Below are 17182 nucleotides of genomic sequence, written 5' to 3' on the forward strand. Positions count from 1 at the left end.
GTAGTCACCCCTTGGGGTTGGACGATTCGGCAAATGCGTGCCAGCTTTGCCTTTCGCCCGCCAGTCGTGTCACTGGACGATGTCGCTGGGGTGTCCTTCCTACAAGAACAACAGGGATGTAAACCAATGCCCGTTTTCGATTACCGACAGCTCGACAGCACTGCCTCCTCCTCGCTCTATAAAGATGCCATGGCCCTGGCCACCTATGCCTACCATGGCATCGACGATGGCTTCAGCGCCGGCTATCAAAAGTACGGCTTCGGCCTGGGCCTGCCGGCCACCCTGGTCAAGGCGCTGATCGGCGGCACCGACAGCCAGGGCGTGATCCCGGGCATTCCGTGGAACCCCGATTCCGAAGCCCGGGCCCTGGCCCAGGTCAAGGCCGCCGGCTGGACGCCGATCAGCGCGGCGCAGCTGGGCTACCAGGGCAAGACCGACGCCCGCGGCACCTTCCACGGCGAAGCGCCAGGCTACACCTCGGCGCAGGTGGAAATCCTCGGTCGCTATGACACCGCCGGCCAACTCAGCGGCATCGGCATCGCCTTCCGCGGCACCAGCGGGCCGCGCGAGAACCTGCTGGGCGACACCATCGGCGATGCCATCAACGACCTGCTGGCGGCGATCGGCCCGGCCGGCTATGCCCGTGACTATGCCGGTAACGCATTCGGGCAACTGCTCGCCGATGTGGCGGCCTTCGCCAAGGCCAACGGCCTGAGCGGCGCCGATGTCACCGTCAGTGGTCACAGCCTCGGCGGCCTGGCGGTCAACAGCCTGGCCGACCTGAGTGGCTCGCGCTGGGGCGGCTTCTACCAGGATGCGCGCTACGTCGCCTTCGCCTCGCCGACCCAGGCCGCCGACGCCGGCAAGGTGCTCAATATCGGCTACGAGAACGATCCGGTGTTCCGCGTGCTCGACGGCACCTCGGCGACCTGGGGCACCCTGGGCGTGCACGATGGTGCCAAGGCCTCGGCCACCAACAACATCGTCAACTTCAATGACCACTACGCCTCCGACGCCTGGAACCTGCTGCCGTTCTCCATCGGCAACATCGCCACTTGGCTGTCGCACCTGCCGACGGCCTACGCCGATGGCCTTGGCCGGGTACTGGGCTCGTCGTTCTATCAATGGACCAGCCGCGACTCGACCATCGTGGTCAGTAACCTGTCCGATGTCACCCGTGGCTCGACCTGGGTCGAGGACCTCAATCGCAATGCCGAGCCGCACAAGGGCAGCACCTTCATCATCGGCTCCGACCAGAATGACCTGATCCACGGCGGGCGTGGCAACGACTACCTTGAAGGTCGGGCCGGCAACGACACCTTCCGCGACGACGGCGGCTTCAACCTGATCGACGGCGGCGCCGGCCATGACACCCTGAAGTTGCAGGACGCCCTGGCCAACCTGAGCATCGCCCGGGACGGCGAGGGCACGCTGTACGTGCGCGATGGCCAGGGCGGCATCAGCCTGGTGCGCAATGTCGAGAACCTGGTGAGCAAGGAGTCGAGCCTGCTGATCTTCAGCAAGGAGGTCAGCCACGGGGTGGCGGCGCAAGGTCTGTTCGAGAGCGGCAAGGTCACGCCCTATGCGTCCTCGCTCAACGGCACACAGGCCGGCGACCAGCTGGTGGCGGGCAACCAGGGCCAGTGGCTGTTCGGCCTGGGCGGCGACGACCGGCTGCAGGGCGGCGCCGGCAATGACGTGCTGGTCGGTGGTGCGGGCAATGATGTGCTCATTGGCGGCGGCGGGCGCGACACCTTCCTGTTCAGCGAGCATTTTGGCCAGGACCGGGTGCTGGACTTCACCGGGCAGGACCGGCTGGTGTTCATTGGTGTGGATGGTGGTACGGCGACGCCGGACTGGCGTGCCCATGCCAGCCAGGTCGGCGATGACCTGGTGCTGAAGTTCGGCGGGGACAGCGTGACGCTGGTGGGGATCTCGGCGCAGTCACTGGGGGATGGTCAGGTCGTGATTGCCTGAGGGGTAGGGCGTAACCCTGTAGGAGCGGCCTTGTGCCGCGAAAGGGCCGCATAGCGGCCCCGGCGATCTTTGCGTCAATGCTGAAATCGTGGGGCTGCTACGCAGCCCTTTCGCGACACAAGGCCGCTCCTACAAGGAGCAGGCCGCCAACTTGGTGGCTCAGGCCATCTCGCACGAGTCGCGAACCATGTCCACGTGCGGGATGCCGGCCTCGAGGAACTCCTCGCTGACCACGCGGAACCCCAGGCGCTCGTAGAACGGCGTGGCGTGAACCTGGGCGCTGAGCATCTGCTGCTTGAGGTCGCGGTTCTGCGCCTCGACAATCACCGCGCGCATCAGCGCGTCGCCCACGTTCAGGCCGCGCCAGTCCTTGAGCACCGAGACCCGGCCGATGGTGCCGTCGGGCAGCAGGCGGGCGGTACCGATCGGGTAGTCGCCCTCCATGGCCAGGAAGTGCACGGCGGTCGGGTCCTCGGCGTCGAATTCCAGCTCCGGCGGCACGTGCTGCTCGGCGACGAACACGGCGCTGCGGATGCGGTGGATGTCGGCGTTGTCCTTGTGCCAGTCGGCCAGTCGAACACTGATCTTATTCATCGGCGAATCCCAGGCTGCCTTGCATGACCAGCTGTTGTACCAGCATCAGGCCGTCTTCGTCCTCCAGCCACTGCCCAAGGTTCTCGCTGTGCAGGGCGTCGGCGGAGCAGATCAGCTTCAGCAGTTCGCGCAGTTTGCCCGGCAGCGGGCAGCTGCGACCGCTGGCGAACAGCAGCAGATCGTCACCGAACTCCGACCAGGCCATACGAGCGCTCGGGTTGCGGATCAGGATGGCGCCCTGGCCGAGGTAGTCGAGCAGCTCCTGTTCGCTCAGCTCTTCGCCTACCACCTGCTCGGGATAACGAGGCTCGGTCATGAACTGGCCGAACCAGGTCAGCAGCAGGTCCTTGTCGGCCATGTGCTTGTCGATCAGCGCCTTGAGACGGTCCAGGGCATCGTGCTGGATCTGGTGCGGGTCGCTGACCGGCTGGGCGTCGGCGTCGCTGTAGCGCTCTTCATCCGGCAGGAACTGGCCGAGGAAGTCGGTGAAGTGGGTCAGCACTTCGGCGGCGCTCGGGGCGCGGAAGCCCACCGAGTAGGTCAGGCACTCGCTCTCGGCAACGCCGTAGTGGGCCAGGCGCGGCGGCAGATAGAGCATGTCGCCCGGCTCCAGGGTCCACTCATCGCTCTGCTCGAAGTCGGCCAGGATGCGCAGGTCGGCGTGGTCGATCAGCGCGCTGTCGCTGTTGCACATCTGTCCGACTTTCCAGTTGCGCGTGCCGTCGCCCTGCAGCAGGAATACGTCGTAGTTGTCGAAGTGCGGGCCGACGCTGCCGCCGGGCGCCGCGTAGCTGATCATCACATCGTCGATGCGCCAGCTGGGCAGGAAGCGGAACTCTTCGAGCAGCTCGGCGACTTCCGGCACGAACTGGTCCACGGCCTGCACCAGCAGGGTCCAGTCACGCTCGGGCAGGTCGCTGAAGGCGTCCTCGGCGAACGGGCCGCGGCGCAGCTCCCACGGGCGCTCGCCGTGCTCGAGCACCAGGCGCGACTCGACTTCTTCTTCCAGGGCCAGGCCGGCCAGCTCGTCGGCGTCGATGGGGCTGACGAAGTCGGGGAAGGCCTGGCGCACCAGCAGCGGCTTCTTCTGCCAGTAGTCGCGCAGGAATTCACGGGCCGTGAGGCCGCCCAACAGTTGCAGTGGAGTATCAGAATTCATGTTCAACCTATTGAAAAAACTTGGTTTTCGTACGGGAATAAAAACGCCCGGCCAGGCCGGGCGTTAGGCGCGGGGTGCAGGTCAGATGCGTTTGGCCTGGGCTACCGCGTTGCCGATGTAGGTGGCAGGAGTCAGTTGCTTGAGCTCGGCCTTGGCTTCGGCCGGCATGTCCAGGCCGTCGATGAAGGTCAGCAGCGCTTCAGGGGTGATGCCCTTGCCACGGGTCAACTCCTTGAGCTTCTCGTAGGGGTTCTCGATGTTGAAGCGGCGCATCACGGTCTGGATCGGTTCGGCCAGGACTTCCCAGCAGGCGTCCAGGTCGGCGGCGATGCGGGCGGCGTTGACTTCCAGCTTGCCGATGCCTTTGAGGCTGGCTTCATAGGCGATGACGCTGTGGGCGAAGCCCACGCCCAGGTTGCGCAGCACGGTGGAGTCGGTCAGGTCGCGCTGCCAGCGCGAGATCGGCAGTTTGCTGGCCAGGTGCTGGAACAGTGCGTTGGCGATCCCCAGGTTGCCTTCGGAGTTCTCGAAGTCGATCGGGTTGACCTTGTGCGGCATGGTCGAGGAGCCGATTTCGCCGGCGACGGTCTTCTGCTTGAAGTAGCCCAGCGAGATGTAGCCCCAGACGTCACGGTCGAAGTCGATGAGGATGGTGTTGAAGCGGGCGATGGCGTCGAACAGCTCGGCGATGTAGTCGTGGGGCTCGATCTGGGTGGTGTAGGGGTTGAACACCAGGCCCAGCTCGTCCTCGATGAAGGCGCGGGCGTTGGCTTCCCAGTCGATCTGCGAGTAGGCCGACAGGTGGGCGTTGTAGTTGCCCACGGCACCGTTGATCTTGCCCAGCAGTGGCACGGCGGCCACCTGGGCGATCTGGCGCTCCAGGCGGTAGACGACGTTGGCCAGCTCTTTACCCAGGGTGGTTGGCGAGGCCGGCTGGCCGTGTGTGCGCGACAGCATCGGCACTTCGGCGTGGGCGTGGGCCAGGGCGCGGATGGCCTCGGCGATCTGGCGCATCAGCGGCAGCAGCACGTCATCACGGCCGGCGCGCAGCATCAGGGCGTGGGACAGGTTGTTGATGTCCTCGCTGGTGCAGGCGAAGTGGATGAACTCGCTGACCTTGGCCAGCTCAGGCAGTTGAGCCGCTTGCTCCTTGAGCAGGTACTCGATGGCCTTGACGTCGTGGTTGGTGGTGCGCTCGATTTCCTTGACGCGTTCGGCGTGCTCAAGCTTGAAATCGGTGGCCAGGCTGTCCAGCACGGCGTTGGCTTCGGCGGAGAACGCCGGCACTTCGCCGATCTGCGGGTGGGCGGCCAGGCGCTGCAGCCAGCGTACTTCGACCAGGGCGCGGAAACGGATCAGGCCGAATTCGCTGAAGATGGGGCGCAAGGCCTGGGTTTTGCCGGCATAACGGCCGTCTACAGGGGAAACCGCAGTGAGCGAGGAGAGCTGCATGGGGTGTTCTCGGACAGTCAGGCTTTTGGAAGGGCGCATATCATACATGAAAAACGCGCCCGAGTCGGGTGGCTGACCAAAGGTCGGGCCAGTATTCAGCAAACCGTGGGCCCTGTGGGAGCGGCCTTGTGTCGCGAAAGGGCTGCGCAGCAGCCCCAACAATATTGAGTCAAGTCGAGCCCCTAGGACCGCGTTGCGGTCCATCGCGACGCAAGGCCGCTCCCACAGGGGCCGATATGCGCCCGTCAATCAGCGGTACGCATCATCCCGTACAGTTCATTGAGCAACTTGCGTCGGCTGAACACCAACTGCCAGCGATGCCCGCCCAACTGGCGCCACAGGCGCGCGGCGCGGATGCCGGCCAACAGCAGGGCGCGGATCTTCGAGGCATTGCTGGCCTGCTGCAGGAAACGCATGTCGCCGTGCACCTGGATGCGCTGGCGCAGGGTGCTCAGGGTGTCCTGGTACAAGGCTCCGCTGGAAGCGATGACGTTTTCGTGAACCAGGCCGAAATGCTCGGCCTGGGACTGGATCTGCGGCAGGCGGTTGCCGATGGTGTCAAGCAGGTCGCCACGCTTGTTCAGCTGGCGCTCCAGGCCCAGCATCGACAGGGCGTAGCGCAGCGGTTCGCGCTGCAGGCTGCTGGGGTCGCGTTCCAGGGCGCCGACCAGCGCGCGGTAGCCGTCGCGCAGGTTGAGGTCGTCGCCGCCGAACACCTCCAGCGTATCCTTCGGGTCGCGCACCAGCAGGCTGCCGAGCATGCAGCCGATGTTGGCTTCGCTGGCCTGGCCGGTGCGGGCGATGCGGTCGACCAGCACCGCGGCCTGGAACACGCCGCCCAGGGCGACCAACTGCTCCTGAAGGTTGTTCATCGACGCGGGCTCCACGGCTCGGCGTTCTCGATCACGCCGCCGCCCAGGCATACCTCGCCGTCATAGAACACCACCGACTGGCCCGGGGTGACGGCGCGCTGCGGCTCGTCGAACACGGCGCGGTAGCCGCTCTCGGTGCGTTCCAGGGTGCACTGCTGGTCACCCTGGCGGTAACGCACCTTGGCGGTCAGGCGGCGCGGGCTGGACAGGTCGACCGGGTTGACCCAGAAGATCTCCGAGGCCAGCAGGGCGCGGGAGAACAGCCACGGGTGCTCGTTGCCCTGGCCGACCACCAGTACGTTGCGCGAGAGGTCTTTCTCCAGCACGTACCACGGCTCGTCGCCGGCGTCCTTCAGGCCGCCGATGCCCAGGCCCTGGCGCTGGCCGATGGTGTGGTACATCAGGCCATGGTGCTGACCGATCACTTCGCCCTCGGTGGTCTGGATCTCGCCGGGCTGGGCCGGCAGGTACTGCTTGAGGAAGTCGCTGAAGCGGCGCTCGCCGATGAAGCAGATGCCGGTGGAGTCCTTCTTCTTGGCGGTGGCCAGGCCGTGTTTCTCGGCGATGGCGCGTACCTCGGGCTTTTCCAGCTCGCCCACCGGGAACAGGGTGCGGGCGATTTCCTTGCCGCCGACGGCGTGCAGGAAGTAGCTCTGGTCCTTGTTCGGGTCCAGGCCCTTGAGCAGTTCGGTCAGTTCACCGGTGTCGCGACGGCGCACGTAGTGGCCGGTGGCGATCAGGTCGGCGCCCAGGGACAGGGCGTAGTCGAGGAACGCCTTGAACTTGATCTCGCGGTTGCAGAGGATGTCCGGGTTGGGCGTGCGGCCGGCCTTGTACTCCTCGAGGAAGTGCTCGAACACGTTGTCCCAGTATTCGGCGGCGAAGTTGGCGGTGTGCAGCTTGATGCCGATGCGGTCGCACACGGCCTGGGCGTCGGCCAGGTCTTCGCGGGCGGTGCAGTATTCGGTGCCGTCGTCCTCTTCCCAGTTCTTCATGAACAGACCTTCCACCTGGTAGCCCTGCTCGATGAGCAGAAGGGCGGAGACGGAAGAGTCCACGCCGCCGGACATGCCGACGATGACGCGGGTCTTGGCGGGGTCTTTGAGTGCTGGGCTGGTCATGGCTACCGGTGTGTATCAGAGGGGAAAAACGCCGATTCTATCAAACCCGCGGGCTGGCGTCAGTCGCGCAGCAGATCGAGGCTGTGCAGCGGGCCTGCCAGGTAGTCGTCGAGGCAGCGCGGTACCAGCTCGCTGCGCCAGCGCGACGGCTCGGCCAGCAGCTCGTCGCGGGTCAGCCACACGGCGCGGACGATGTCGCTGTCCAGCGCCAGGTCAGCGTGATGGCGCACGGGGCGGGCGGCGAAGCAGATGCGCTGGTAGGTGACGCCGTTGCTCGGGGCGGTATAGAGGTAGATGCCGACCACTGCGGTGAGTTCGACCTCCCAGGCGGTTTCCTCGAGGGTTTCGCGCAGGGCGGCCTGGGCGATGGTTTCGTTGGCTTCGAGGTGGCCGGCGGGCTGGTTGAAGACGTGCTGGCCGGCTTTGAACTCTTCGACGAAGAGGAACTTGCCGTCGTGTTCGACAACGGTGGCGACGGTGATGTGGGGTTGCCAGGTCATATGCGATTCCTATGGTAGGCGCGTGCCTTGTAGGAGCGGCCTTGTGTCGCGAAAGGGCCGCAACGCGGCCCCGGCAATTTCCGCTGCGAAGCTGAAATCCTGGGGCCGCTTCGCAGCCCTTTCGCGACACAAGGCCGCTCCTACAGGGGTTGAGGCTGTCCTTCAGAAAGCACAAACCCCGGTGCGTGGCCGGGGTCTGTGCTGTTACGTCAAGCGAACCTTACAGTGCGGCGATGGCGCTGTTCAGGGTCTGGCTCGGGCGCATCACCTTGGCGGTCAGCTCGGCATCCGGGGCGTAGTAGCCACCGATGTCGGCCGGCTTGCCCTGGACGGCGTTGAGCTCGGCGACGATGGTCGCCTCGTTCTCGCTCAGGGTCTTGGCCAGTGGGGCGAAGCGCGCCTGCAGGGCGGCGTCGTCGGTCTGGGCGGCCAGGGCCTCTGCCCAGTACAGGGTCAGGTAGAAGTGGCTGCCACGGTTGTCGATACCGCCGACCTTGCGCGAAGGCGACTTGTTGGTGTCGAGGAACTTGCCGGTGGCCTGGTCCAGGGTATTGGCCAGGACCTTGGCGCGCGGGTTGTCGTAGGTGTTGCCCAGGTGCTCCAGGGAGGCGGCCAGGGCCAGGAACTCACCCAGCGAGTCCCAGCGCAGGAAGTTCTCTTCGACCAGCTGCTGCACGTGCTTCGGTGCCGAACCGCCGGCGCCGGTCTCGAACAGGCCACCGCCGTTCATCAGTGGGACGATCGACAGCATCTTGGCGCTGGTACCCAGCTCCATGATCGGGAACAGGTCGGTCAGGTAGTCGCGCAGCACGTTGCCGGTCACCGAGATGGTGTCCTTGCCTTCGCGGATGCGGGCCAGGGAGAACTTGATGGCGTCGACCGGGGCCAGGATGCGGATGTCCAGGCCGGAGGTGTCGTGATCCTTCAGGTACTGCTGCACCTTCTCGATCATCACGCCGTCGTGGGCACGGGCCGGGTCCAGCCAGAACACCGCTGGGGTGTTGCTCAGGCGAGCGCGGTTGACGGCCAGCTTGACCCAGTCCTGGATCGGCGCGTCCTTGGTCTGGCACATGCGGAAGATGTCACCGGCCTCGACGTTCTGTTCCAGAACGACCTGGCCCTTGCCGTCGACCACGCGCACGACGCCGTCGGCCTTGATCTGGAAGGTCTTGTCGTGGGAACCGTACTCTTCGGCTTTTTGCGCCATCAGGCCGACGTTCGGCACGCTGCCCATGGTGGTCGGGTCGAAGGCACCGTTGGCCTTGCAGTCTTCGATGGTGGCCTGGTAGATGCCGGCGTAGCAGCGGTCCGGGATGATCGCCTTGGCGTCCTGCAGCTCACCGGCGGTGTTCCACATCTTGCCCGAGTCGCGGATCATCGCAGGCATCGAGGCGTCGACGATGACGTCGCTCGGTACGTGCAGGTTGGTGATGCCCTTGTCCGAGTTGACCATGGCCAGGGCCGGGCGAACGGCATACAGGGCCTGGATGTCGGCTTCGATCTGGGCTTGCTTTTCAGCAGGCAGGTCCTTGATGCGGGCGTACAGGTCGCCGATGCCGTTGTTGGCGTTGAAGCCCACTTCGGCCAGGGCTGCAGCGTGCTTGGCCAGCACGTCGTTGTAGAACTCTTCGACGATCACGCCGAACATGATCGGGTCGGAGACCTTCATCATGGTGGCTTTCAGGTGCACCGACAGCAGCACGCCGGAGGCCTTGGCATCGGCGATCTGCTCGGCGATGAAGGCTTTCAGGGCCTTGCGGCTCAGGGTGGCGCAGTCGATGACTTCGGCGGCCTTGACGGCGGTCTTTTCTTTCAGGACGGTGGTGCTGCCGTCCTTGCCGACCAGTTCGATGCGCAGGCTGTCGTCAGCCTCGATCAGCGCGGCTTTTTCGCTGCCGTAGAAGTCGCCCTGGGTCATGTGGGCAACGTGCGACTTGGAGTCGGCGGCCCAGGCGCCCATCTTGTGCGGGTGCTTGCGCGCGTAGTTCTTGACCGACAGCGGGGCGCGGCGGTCGGAGTTGCCTTCGCGCAGGACCGGGTTCACGGCGCTGCCCTTGATGCGGTCGTAGCGGGCGCGGGATTCTTTTTCCTCGGCGCTGGCCGGCTCGTCGGCGTAGTCGGGGATGTCGAAGCCCTTGGCTTGCAGCTCCTTGATCGCGGCCTTCAGCTGTGGAACCGACGCGGAGATGTTCGGCAGCTTGATGATGTTGGCTTCAGGGGTGGTGGCCAGCTGGCCCAGTTCCGCCAGATGATCGCCTACCTGCTTACCTGCACCCAGTTGCTCCGGGAAGGCGGCAAGGATACGGCCGGCCAGGGAAATGTCGCGGGTTTCGACGGCGATGTCGGCCGAAGCGGTGAAGGCCTCGACGATCGGCAGCAACGAGTAGGTGGCGAGGGCGGGGGCTTCGTCGGTGAAGGTGTAGATGATCTTGGAACGGGTGGGCATGCGGGTTAACTCTCTATGTGCTGAGCGTACTCGAGTCTCGAGGTGCGCAGGGTAGGCGCTTCGCCCTGGCGACGCCATGAGCGGAAAGTCGAGAGGCTGCGAGCGGTGATGGTGGATGCATCAGTCGAGCGTCAAGTGCTGGGCCGCGGTAACAACCCAGGCTTTGCGGTCATTCATGACCAAGGGCGAGCCGCATTTTCCTAGGGTTCGCCCCGATGACCCTATGGTCGCGCCGGAGTATATCAAACCCTTTGGGCTATTCAGCAAGGCGAAGTGGTATCAGCGCATTTATAAGACCAAAGACGTAGGAGCAATGTGGCGTGTTGCCGCAGGCCTGGGCGGTGCTTTTTCGCGAGTCCTAGCCTGCCGCCTTGCGCGTGGGCGGATGTGGTTTAGGCTCAGTGGATCGCACGATTTCCAATCACCCCAGGAAAAGCGGAGTAGTGCAGCATGGGATACCAGAAAATCCAGGTTCCGGCTGATGGTGCCAAGATCACTGTCAATGCAGACCATTCGCTCAACGTTCCCGACAACCCCATCATTCCCTACATCGAAGGCGACGGCATCGGCGTGGATGTCTCGCCGGTGATGATAAAAGTGGTCGATGCCGCCGTGCAGAAAGCCTACGGCGGCAAGCGCAAGATTGCCTGGATGGAAGTGTACGCCGGCGAGAAAGCCACCCAGGTCTACGACCAGGACACCTGGTTGCCCCAGGAGACCCTGGATGCGGTGAAGGATTATGTGGTGTCGATCAAGGGGCCGCTGACCACCCCGGTCGGTGGCGGCATCCGCTCGCTCAACGTGGCCCTGCGCCAGCAGCTCGACCTTTATGTCTGCCTGCGTCCGGTGGTCTGGTTCCAGGGCGTGCCGAGCCCGGTGAAAAAACCGGGCGACGTCGACATGGTGATCTTCCGCGAGAACTCCGAGGATATCTATGCCGGCATCGAATGGAAGGCCGGCTCGCCCGAGGCGAACAAGGTGATCAAGTTTCTCAAGGAGGAGATGGGCGTCACCAAGATCCGCTTCGACCAGGATTGCGGCATCGGCGTCAAGCCGGTCTCGAAGGAGGGCACCCAGCGCCTGGTGCGCAAGGCCCTGCAGTATGTGGTGGACAACGACCGCAAGTCGCTGACCCTGGTGCACAAGGGCAACATCATGAAGTTCACCGAAGGGGCCTTCAAGGACTGGGGCTACGAAGTGGCGCGCGACGAGTTCGGCGCCGAACTGCTCGATGGCGGCCCGTGGATGAAGTTCAAGAATCCGAAGACCGGCCGTGGGGTGATCGTCAAGGACGCCATCGCCGACGCCATGCTCCAGCAGATCCTGCTGCGCCCGGCCGAGTACGATGTGATCGCCACCCTCAACCTCAATGGCGACTACCTGTCCGACGCCCTGGCGGCGGAAGTGGGTGGGATCGGTATCGCGCCGGGGGCCAACCTGTCGGACACCGTGGCCATGTTCGAGGCCACCCACGGCACTGCGCCGAAGTACGCCGGCAAGGACCAGGTCAACCCGGGGTCGGTGATTCTGTCGGCTGAGATGATGCTGCGGCACATGGGCTGGACCGAGGCGGCCGACCTGATCATCAAGGGGGCCAATGGCGCCATTGCGGCCAAGACCGTGACCTATGACTTCGAGCGCCTGATGGACGGCGCGACCCTGGTCGGTAGCTCGGGCTTTGGCGAGGCGCTGATCAAGCATATGTAAGCGGGGCAAAAAACCGGTCGCCTCTTCTATTAAAGGGGCGACCGGTTTTTTCGTTTACCGGCAGACAGGTCGGGGATCAGACTTCGACAGTGTTGCCCGGGTTCGTCGCGCTGGCATGGACACTGCTGGTGGCGCTTCTGATGTCGGTCGCGTGCAGCCCTTTGGGGCCCTGGATGATCTCGAAGTTCACGGCTTGGCCTGCTTTCAGCGTTTTGTAACCGTCCATCTGGATCGCTGAATAATGGGCGAACAGATCATCAGTCTTGCCGTCCTCGTTGATGAATCCGTAGCCCTTGGCATTGTTGAACCACTTGACTTTACCGCTTGCCATCCCTATGTCCCTCTGCAAAGGACTCCATCACTGGAGTATCATCCACTTCATCCGCATACGAACCTTGCGAGAAAATCTGGTTGACTGCGCGGATCTTTATCGACCACGGTGGGTTCTTATTGGTTGTAACACCGTTTTGCCGATAGTCAAGGTCAGCCGGCGCCCGCGCCGGGACAGGCCTGCGCGGTCAACCCACAACCTTAACTTGTCGATCATGATGAAATTCTTTCCATGCATGTACTCAGTGAGATTCGACTAACATTCAATCAGGATCGCCCCCAGTCGCATGAGGACGGGCATGAGGACGATGGCGCGGGCCTTGCTGTCCAGGAGGCCAAGCCGATCCTGCAGGCACCGCCGATGTACAAGGTGGTTTTGTTCAACGATGACTACACGCCGATGGATTTCGTCGTCGAAGTGCTCGAGACGTTCTTCAATCTGAACCGCGAGCTGGCGACCAAGATCATGCTGACCGTCCATACCGAAGGACGGGCAGTGTGCGGATTGTTTACCCGGGACATCGCCGAGACAAAGGCCATGCAGGTCAACCAATACGCCAGGGAAAGCCAGCATCCGCTACTCTGTGAAATCGAGAAGGACGGTTAATCGCCGACCACTTGGGTATGAGGTGAAGCTATGTTAAACCGCGAGCTCGAAGTCACCCTCAATCTGGCCTTCAAGGAGGCCCGTTCGAAGCGTCATGAGTTCATGACTGTCGAACACCTGCTGCTGGCACTCCTTGACAATGAGGCTGCCGCGACCGTTCTGCGCGCCTGTGGCGCTAATCTCGACAAACTCAAGCACGACCTGCAGGAGTTCATCGATTCGACCACCCCGCTGATCCCCGTGCATGACGAGGACCGCGAGACGCAACCGACCCTGGGCTTCCAGCGTGTGCTGCAGCGTGCCGTGTTCCACGTGCAGAGTTCCGGCAAGCGCGAAGTGACCGGTGCGAACGTGCTGGTGGCGATCTTCAGCGAACAGGAAAGCCAGGCGGTGTTCCTGCTCAAGCAGCAGAGCGTGGCGCGCATCGACGTCGTCAACTACATCGCCCACGGCATCAGCAAGGTGCCGGGCCACGGCTCGCACAGCGAAAGCGAGCAGGACATGCAGGACGAGGAGGGCGGCGAAGCGTCGTCCTCCAGCAACCCGCTGGATGCCTATGCCAGCAACCTGAACGAGCTGGCCCGGGCCGGGCGCATCGACCCGCTGGTCGGGCGCGAGCAGGAAGTCGAACGCGTGGCGCAGATCCTTGCCCGCCGGCGCAAGAACAACCCGCTGCTGGTTGGCGAGGCCGGCGTGGGCAAGACCGCCATTGCCGAAGGCCTGGCCAAGCGCATCGTCGACGGCCAGGTGCCCGACCTGCTCGCCCAGAGCGTGGTCTACTCCCTGGATCTCGGCGCGCTGCTGGCCGGCACCAAGTATCGCGGCGACTTCGAAAAGCGCTTCAAGGCGCTGCTCGGCGAGCTGAAAAAACGTCCGCAGGCCATCCTGTTCATCGACGAGATCCACACCATCATTGGCGCCGGCGCGGCTTCCGGTGGCGTGATGGATGCGTCCAACCTGCTCAAGCCGCTGTTGTCGTCCGGTGAGATCCGTTGCATCGGCTCCACCACCTTCCAGGAGTTCCGCGGCATCTTCGAGAAGGATCGCGCCCTGGCGCGGCGCTTCCAGAAGGTCGACGTCACCGAGCCGTCGGTGGAGGACACCGTGGGCATCCTGCGCGGGCTCAAGGGGCGCTTCGAAAGCCACCACAACATCGAGTACAGCGACGAGGCCCTGCGCGCCGCCGCCGAACTGGCCTCGCGCTACATCAATGACCGGCACATGCCGGACAAGGCCATCGACGTGATCGACGAGGCCGGCGCCTACCAGCGCCTGCAGCCGGAAGCCAACCGGGTCAAGCGCATCGATGTGCCGCAGGTCGAGGACATCGTTGCCAAGATCGCGCGGATTCCGCCGAAGCACGTCACCAGCTCCGACAAGGAGCTGCTGCGCAACCTCGAGCGTGACCTGAAGCTGACCGTGTTCGGCCAGGATGCGGCGATCGACTCGCTGGCCACCGCCATCAAGCTGTCCCGTGCCGGTCTCAAGGCGCCGGACAAGCCGGTCGGCTCGTTCCTGTTCGCCGGCCCCACCGGGGTGGGCAAGACCGAGGCCGCCCGTCAGCTGGCCAAGGCCCTGGGCGTTGAGCTGGTGCGCTTCGACATGTCCGAGTACATGGAGCGGCACACCGTGTCGCGCCTGATCGGTGCGCCGCCCGGCTATGTCGGGTTCGACCAGGGTGGTCTCCTGACCGAGGCCATCACCAAGCAACCGCACTGCGTGCTGCTGCTCGACGAGATCGAGAAGGCCCACCCGGAAGTCTTCAACCTGCTGCTGCAGGTGATGGACCACGGCACTCTGACCGACAACAACGGGCGCAAGGCGGACTTCCGCAACGTGATCCTGATCATGACCACCAACGCCGGTGCTGAAACCGCCGCGCGGGCCTCGATCGGTTTCACCCACCAGGACCACTCGTCCGATGCGATGGAGGTGATCCGCAAGAGCTTCACGCCGGAGTTCCGCAACCGCCTGGACACCATCATCCAGTTCGGCCGCCTGTCCCACGAGACGATCAAGAGCATCGTCGACAAGTTCCTCATCGAACTGCAGGCGCAGCTGGAAGACAAGCGTGTGCTGCTTGAGGTCACCGACGCCGCTCGTGGCTGGCTGGCGGCCTCGGGCTACGACGTGCAGATGGGCGCGCGGCCGATGGCGCGGCTGATCCAGGACAAGATCAAGCGGCCCTTGGCCGAAGAGATCCTGTTCGGTGAGCTGGCCGAGCACGGTGGCGTGGTGCACATCGACCTGCGCGATGGCGAGCTGGTGTTCGACTACGAGACCACGGCTGAAATCGCGTAAGGCTGGGGCCGCTGGGCGGCCCTTTCGCGGCGCAAGGCCGCTCCTACAGGGGATTTCATATTTCTGTAGGGGCGGCCTTGTGCCGCGAAAGGGCTGCAAAGCAGCCCCGCTTTATGAGGACCCACAAAAAAGCCCGGCACATTGGCCGGGCTTTTTCATGGCTGGAGCTTAGCGCGCACGGTAGGTGATGCGGCCCTTGCTCAGGTCGTACGGTGTCAGTTCGACGCGGACCTTGTCGCCAGTGAGAATACGGATGTAGTTCTTGCGCATCTTGCCAGAGATGTGCGCGGTAACGACGTGCCCGTTTTCCAACTCCACGCGGAACATGGTGTTGGGCAGGGTGTCGACGACAGTGCCTTCCATTTCGAAGCTGTCTTCTTTCGACATGCAGTAAAGCCCTCGGTATCCAGTGATGGCCCGACGCACGACTGCACCGGGCAAAAAAAGTGGCGTGGATTATGCCCGAAATTTGTGTTTCAAGCCAATGTCTTTCAGTTGAGGGTGACCCAGCGCTGGTTGATCAGCAGTTCAATGGGGCGGTACTGGGTCTTGTAGTTCATCTTCTTGCAATTCTTGATCCAGTAACCGAGGTACACCGCCTCGAGGTCCTGGCGCAGGGCCTCGGTGATCTGCCAGAGGATGGCATAGCGCCCCAGGCTGCGGCGTTCCTCCTCGGGTTCATAGAAGGTGTACACCGCCGACAGGCCGTTGGGCAGCAGGTCGCACACCGCCACGGCCAGCAGCCGGCCCTCCAGGCGGAACTCGTAGAACCAGCAGAACGGCAGGTCGCGGACCAGGAAGGTGGAGAACTGGTCGCGGCTGGGCGGGTACATGTCGCCGTCGGCGTGGCGCTGTTCGATATAGCGCCGGTACAGGTCGAAGTATTCTTCCTTGAAGCACGGTCGGGCGGCAGTGACGGTCAGGTCGGCGTTGCGCTTGAGGATACGGCGTTGCTGGCGGTTGGGAATGAAGCGCGCCGCCGGGATGCGCGCTGGCACGCAGGCGTTGCATTGCTGGCAATGGGGGCGATAGAGGTGGTCGCCGCTGCGGCGAAAGCCCATTTCCGACAGATCGGCATAGACGTGCACGTCCATCGGCTGACTCGGGTCGAGAAACAGCGTGGTCGCCTGCTCGTCCGGCAGGTAGCTGCAGGAGTGGGGTTGAGTGGCATAGAACTTCAACCGCGCCAGCTCTGTCATGATCAACCCCTTAGGTGAGACGTTGTCTCTAAGTGTAAGCCAGCTCCGGGAACTCGCCTAGGCAACCCAGCGGGCGCCGCTGGGCTGGTCCAGGTACTGCGCCAGATGGCTGGCGAAGTCGGCCCGGCTGATGGCGCGCGCGCCCAGGCTGTGCAGGTGGTCGGTGGGCATCTGGCAGTCGATCAGCACGAAACCGGCCTGCCTGAGGTGCTCGACCAGGGTCACGAAGCCCACCTTGGAGGCGTTGTCGGCGCGGCTGAACATCGACTCGCCGAAGAACAGCCGGCCCATGGCCAGGCCGTACAGGCCGCCGACCAGCTCGCCGTCGCGGCGCACCTCCACCGAATGGGCGATGCCGCGGTGGTGCAGCTCGCAGTAGGCGGCACGCATGTTGTCGGTGATCCAGGTGCCGTCGGCATAGTCCCGCGGTGCGGCGCAGGCGGCGATCACCGCCGCGAAGTCGCTGTCGAAGCTCACCTGGTAGCGGCCCTGGCGGATCAGCTTGGCCAGCGAGCGCGAGACGTGCAGCTCGTCCGGGAACAGTACGGTGCGCGGGTCGGGCGACCACCAGAGGATCGGCTGGCCGTCCTGGTACCAGGGGAAGCAGCCATGACGATAGGCCGCGACCAGGCGGTCCGGGGTCAGGTCGCCGCCGGCGGCGAGCAGGCCATTGGGGTCGTGCAGGGCCTTTTCCAGGGGCGGGAAGGTCAGCGAGTCGCGGGTCAGCCAGGTGAGCATGGGGTTCTTGAGCGGCGGAGGAGGGGAGAGGGCAGCATGGCGTGCGTGCCTGGCAGGGTCAACTGCTGTGGCGCCTTCGCGGGTAAACCCGCTCCCACAGGCGTGCCGATAACCCTGTGGGAGCGGGTTTACCCGCGAAGGCGCCGGATCAGGCGAAACCCTTGGTAATTGCCCTGCCA

15 protein-coding genes are annotated in these 17182 nt (G+C 64.3%); 4 read left to right on the forward strand and 11 right to left on the reverse strand.

The annotated features are described in order from the left end of the window. Positions 1-126 precede the first annotated feature (126 nt). Complete coding sequence (locus tag DMX06_RS00825; RefSeq protein ID WP_110733621.1) at positions 127-1977, forward strand: polyurethane esterase; 1851 nt, start codon at positions 127-129, stop codon at positions 1975-1977. A 159-nt stretch (positions 1978-2136) separates the two neighbouring features. Here DMX06_RS00825 and DMX06_RS00830 read toward each other — a convergent pair whose 3' ends face one another. From DMX06_RS00830 to DMX06_RS00860, 7 genes are all read right to left on the reverse strand, one after another. Further along, positions 2137-2571 (reverse strand): GNAT family N-acetyltransferase, encoded by a 435-nt coding sequence (locus tag DMX06_RS00830; RefSeq protein WP_110733624.1) that lies wholly within the window; start codon positions 2569-2571, stop codon positions 2137-2139. Next, a complete protein-coding gene (locus DMX06_RS00835) occupies positions 2564-3730 on the reverse strand; it encodes a ribosomal protein uL16 3-hydroxylase (RefSeq protein ID WP_110733626.1) in 1167 nt (388 codons plus the stop codon). Before DMX06_RS00835 ends, DMX06_RS00830 begins: the two co-directional genes overlap by 8 nt. Before the next feature lie 81 nt (positions 3731-3811). Continuing rightward, the gene (gene purB / locus DMX06_RS00840) at positions 3812-5182 is read right to left on the reverse strand and encodes an adenylosuccinate lyase (protein WP_110733629.1); all 1371 of its coding nucleotides are present in this window, start codon (positions 5180-5182) and stop codon (positions 3812-3814) included. Between the two features lie 245 nt (positions 5183-5427). After that, positions 5428-6054, reverse strand: coding sequence for a high frequency lysogenization protein HflD (hflD, locus tag DMX06_RS00845; protein ID WP_110733631.1), 627 nt, complete (start codon positions 6052-6054; stop codon positions 5428-5430). Beyond that, a complete protein-coding gene (gene mnmA / locus DMX06_RS00850) occupies positions 6051-7175 on the reverse strand; it encodes a tRNA 2-thiouridine(34) synthase MnmA (protein ID WP_110733633.1) in 1125 nt (374 codons plus the stop codon). Before mnmA ends, hflD begins: the two co-directional genes overlap by 4 nt. 59 nt (positions 7176-7234) lie before the next feature. Beyond that, the gene (locus DMX06_RS00855; RefSeq protein ID WP_110733635.1) at positions 7235-7675 is read right to left on the reverse strand and encodes an NUDIX hydrolase; all 441 of its coding nucleotides are present in this window, start codon (positions 7673-7675) and stop codon (positions 7235-7237) included. A 220-nt stretch (positions 7676-7895) separates the two neighbouring features. After that, complete coding sequence (locus DMX06_RS00860) at positions 7896-10121, reverse strand: NADP-dependent isocitrate dehydrogenase (RefSeq protein WP_110733637.1); 2226 nt, start codon at positions 10119-10121, stop codon at positions 7896-7898. Between the two features lie 450 nt (positions 10122-10571). Here DMX06_RS00860 and icd point away from each other — a divergent pair, with 450 nt between their 5' ends. Then, a complete protein-coding gene (gene icd, locus DMX06_RS00865) occupies positions 10572-11828 on the forward strand; it encodes an NADP-dependent isocitrate dehydrogenase (RefSeq protein ID WP_110733639.1) in 1257 nt (418 codons plus the stop codon). Between the two features lie 76 nt (positions 11829-11904). Here the strand turns inward: icd and cspD are convergent, their stop codons facing one another. Then, the gene (gene cspD / locus DMX06_RS00870) at positions 11905-12159 is read right to left on the reverse strand and encodes a cold shock domain-containing protein CspD (protein WP_110733642.1); all 255 of its coding nucleotides are present in this window, start codon (positions 12157-12159) and stop codon (positions 11905-11907) included. 231 nt (positions 12160-12390) lie between these two features. Between cspD and clpS the strand changes: the two genes are divergently transcribed. Continuing rightward, positions 12391-12765 (forward strand): ATP-dependent Clp protease adapter ClpS, encoded by a 375-nt coding sequence (gene clpS / locus DMX06_RS00875; protein ID WP_023630410.1) that lies wholly within the window; start codon positions 12391-12393, stop codon positions 12763-12765. A 30-nt stretch (positions 12766-12795) separates the two neighbouring features. Then, positions 12796-15066, forward strand: a complete 2271-nt coding sequence (gene clpA / locus DMX06_RS00880) for an ATP-dependent Clp protease ATP-binding subunit ClpA (RefSeq protein ID WP_110733645.1) — start codon at positions 12796-12798, stop codon at positions 15064-15066. A 168-nt stretch (positions 15067-15234) separates the two neighbouring features. On the opposite strand, the gene infA is transcribed toward clpA, so the two are convergent. The 3 genes from infA to aat form a co-directional block, all read right to left on the reverse strand. Continuing rightward, entirely contained in the window at positions 15235-15453 is a 219-nt protein-coding gene (gene infA, locus DMX06_RS00890; protein WP_002553999.1) for a translation initiation factor IF-1, read from the reverse strand. Between the two features lie 104 nt (positions 15454-15557). Continuing rightward, a complete protein-coding gene (locus DMX06_RS00895) occupies positions 15558-16265 on the reverse strand; it encodes an arginyltransferase (protein WP_110733649.1) in 708 nt (235 codons plus the stop codon). A 57-nt stretch (positions 16266-16322) separates the two neighbouring features. After that, the gene (gene aat, locus DMX06_RS00900) at positions 16323-17003 is read right to left on the reverse strand and encodes a leucyl/phenylalanyl-tRNA--protein transferase (protein WP_110733651.1); all 681 of its coding nucleotides are present in this window, start codon (positions 17001-17003) and stop codon (positions 16323-16325) included. Positions 17004-17182 lie beyond the last annotated feature (179 nt).

Source organism: Pseudomonas mosselii, assembly GCF_003205295.1.
Classification (GTDB): domain Bacteria; phylum Pseudomonadota; class Gammaproteobacteria; order Pseudomonadales; family Pseudomonadaceae; genus Aquipseudomonas; species Aquipseudomonas mosselii_B.

What these genes read in the sequence shown, in the direction of transcription:
- aat (WP_110733651.1), bottom strand. Translation starts at nt 17,003, where the DNA reads ATGCTCACCTGGCTGACCCGCGACTCGCTGACCTTCCCGCCCCTGGAA.
- icd (WP_110733639.1), top strand. Translation starts at nt 10,572, where the DNA reads ATGGGATACCAGAAAATCCAGGTTCCGGCTGATGGTGCCAAGATCACT.
- DMX06_RS00835 (WP_110733626.1), bottom strand. Translation starts at nt 3,730, where the DNA reads ATGAATTCTGATACTCCACTGCAACTGTTGGGCGGCCTCACGGCCCGT.
- infA (WP_002553999.1), bottom strand. Translation starts at nt 15,453, where the DNA reads ATGTCGAAAGAAGACAGCTTCGAAATGGAAGGCACTGTCGTCGACACC.
- clpA (WP_110733645.1), top strand. Translation starts at nt 12,796, where the DNA reads ATGTTAAACCGCGAGCTCGAAGTCACCCTCAATCTGGCCTTCAAGGAG.
- cspD (WP_110733642.1), bottom strand. Translation starts at nt 12,159, where the DNA reads ATGGCAAGCGGTAAAGTCAAGTGGTTCAACAATGCCAAGGGCTACGGA.
- clpS (WP_023630410.1), top strand. Translation starts at nt 12,391, where the DNA reads ATGCATGTACTCAGTGAGATTCGACTAACATTCAATCAGGATCGCCCC.
- DMX06_RS00895 (WP_110733649.1), bottom strand. Translation starts at nt 16,265, where the DNA reads ATGACAGAGCTGGCGCGGTTGAAGTTCTATGCCACTCAACCCCACTCC.
- DMX06_RS00830 (WP_110733624.1), bottom strand. Translation starts at nt 2,571, where the DNA reads ATGAATAAGATCAGTGTTCGACTGGCCGACTGGCACAAGGACAACGCC.
- DMX06_RS00855 (WP_110733635.1), bottom strand. Translation starts at nt 7,675, where the DNA reads ATGACCTGGCAACCCCACATCACCGTCGCCACCGTTGTCGAACACGAC.
- DMX06_RS00860 (WP_110733637.1), bottom strand. Translation starts at nt 10,121, where the DNA reads ATGCCCACCCGTTCCAAGATCATCTACACCTTCACCGACGAAGCCCCC.
- mnmA (WP_110733633.1), bottom strand. Translation starts at nt 7,175, where the DNA reads ATGACCAGCCCAGCACTCAAAGACCCCGCCAAGACCCGCGTCATCGTC.
- hflD (WP_110733631.1), bottom strand. Translation starts at nt 6,054, where the DNA reads ATGAACAACCTTCAGGAGCAGTTGGTCGCCCTGGGCGGCGTGTTCCAG.
- purB (WP_110733629.1), bottom strand. Translation starts at nt 5,182, where the DNA reads ATGCAGCTCTCCTCGCTCACTGCGGTTTCCCCTGTAGACGGCCGTTAT.
- DMX06_RS00825 (WP_110733621.1), top strand. Translation starts at nt 127, where the DNA reads ATGCCCGTTTTCGATTACCGACAGCTCGACAGCACTGCCTCCTCCTCG.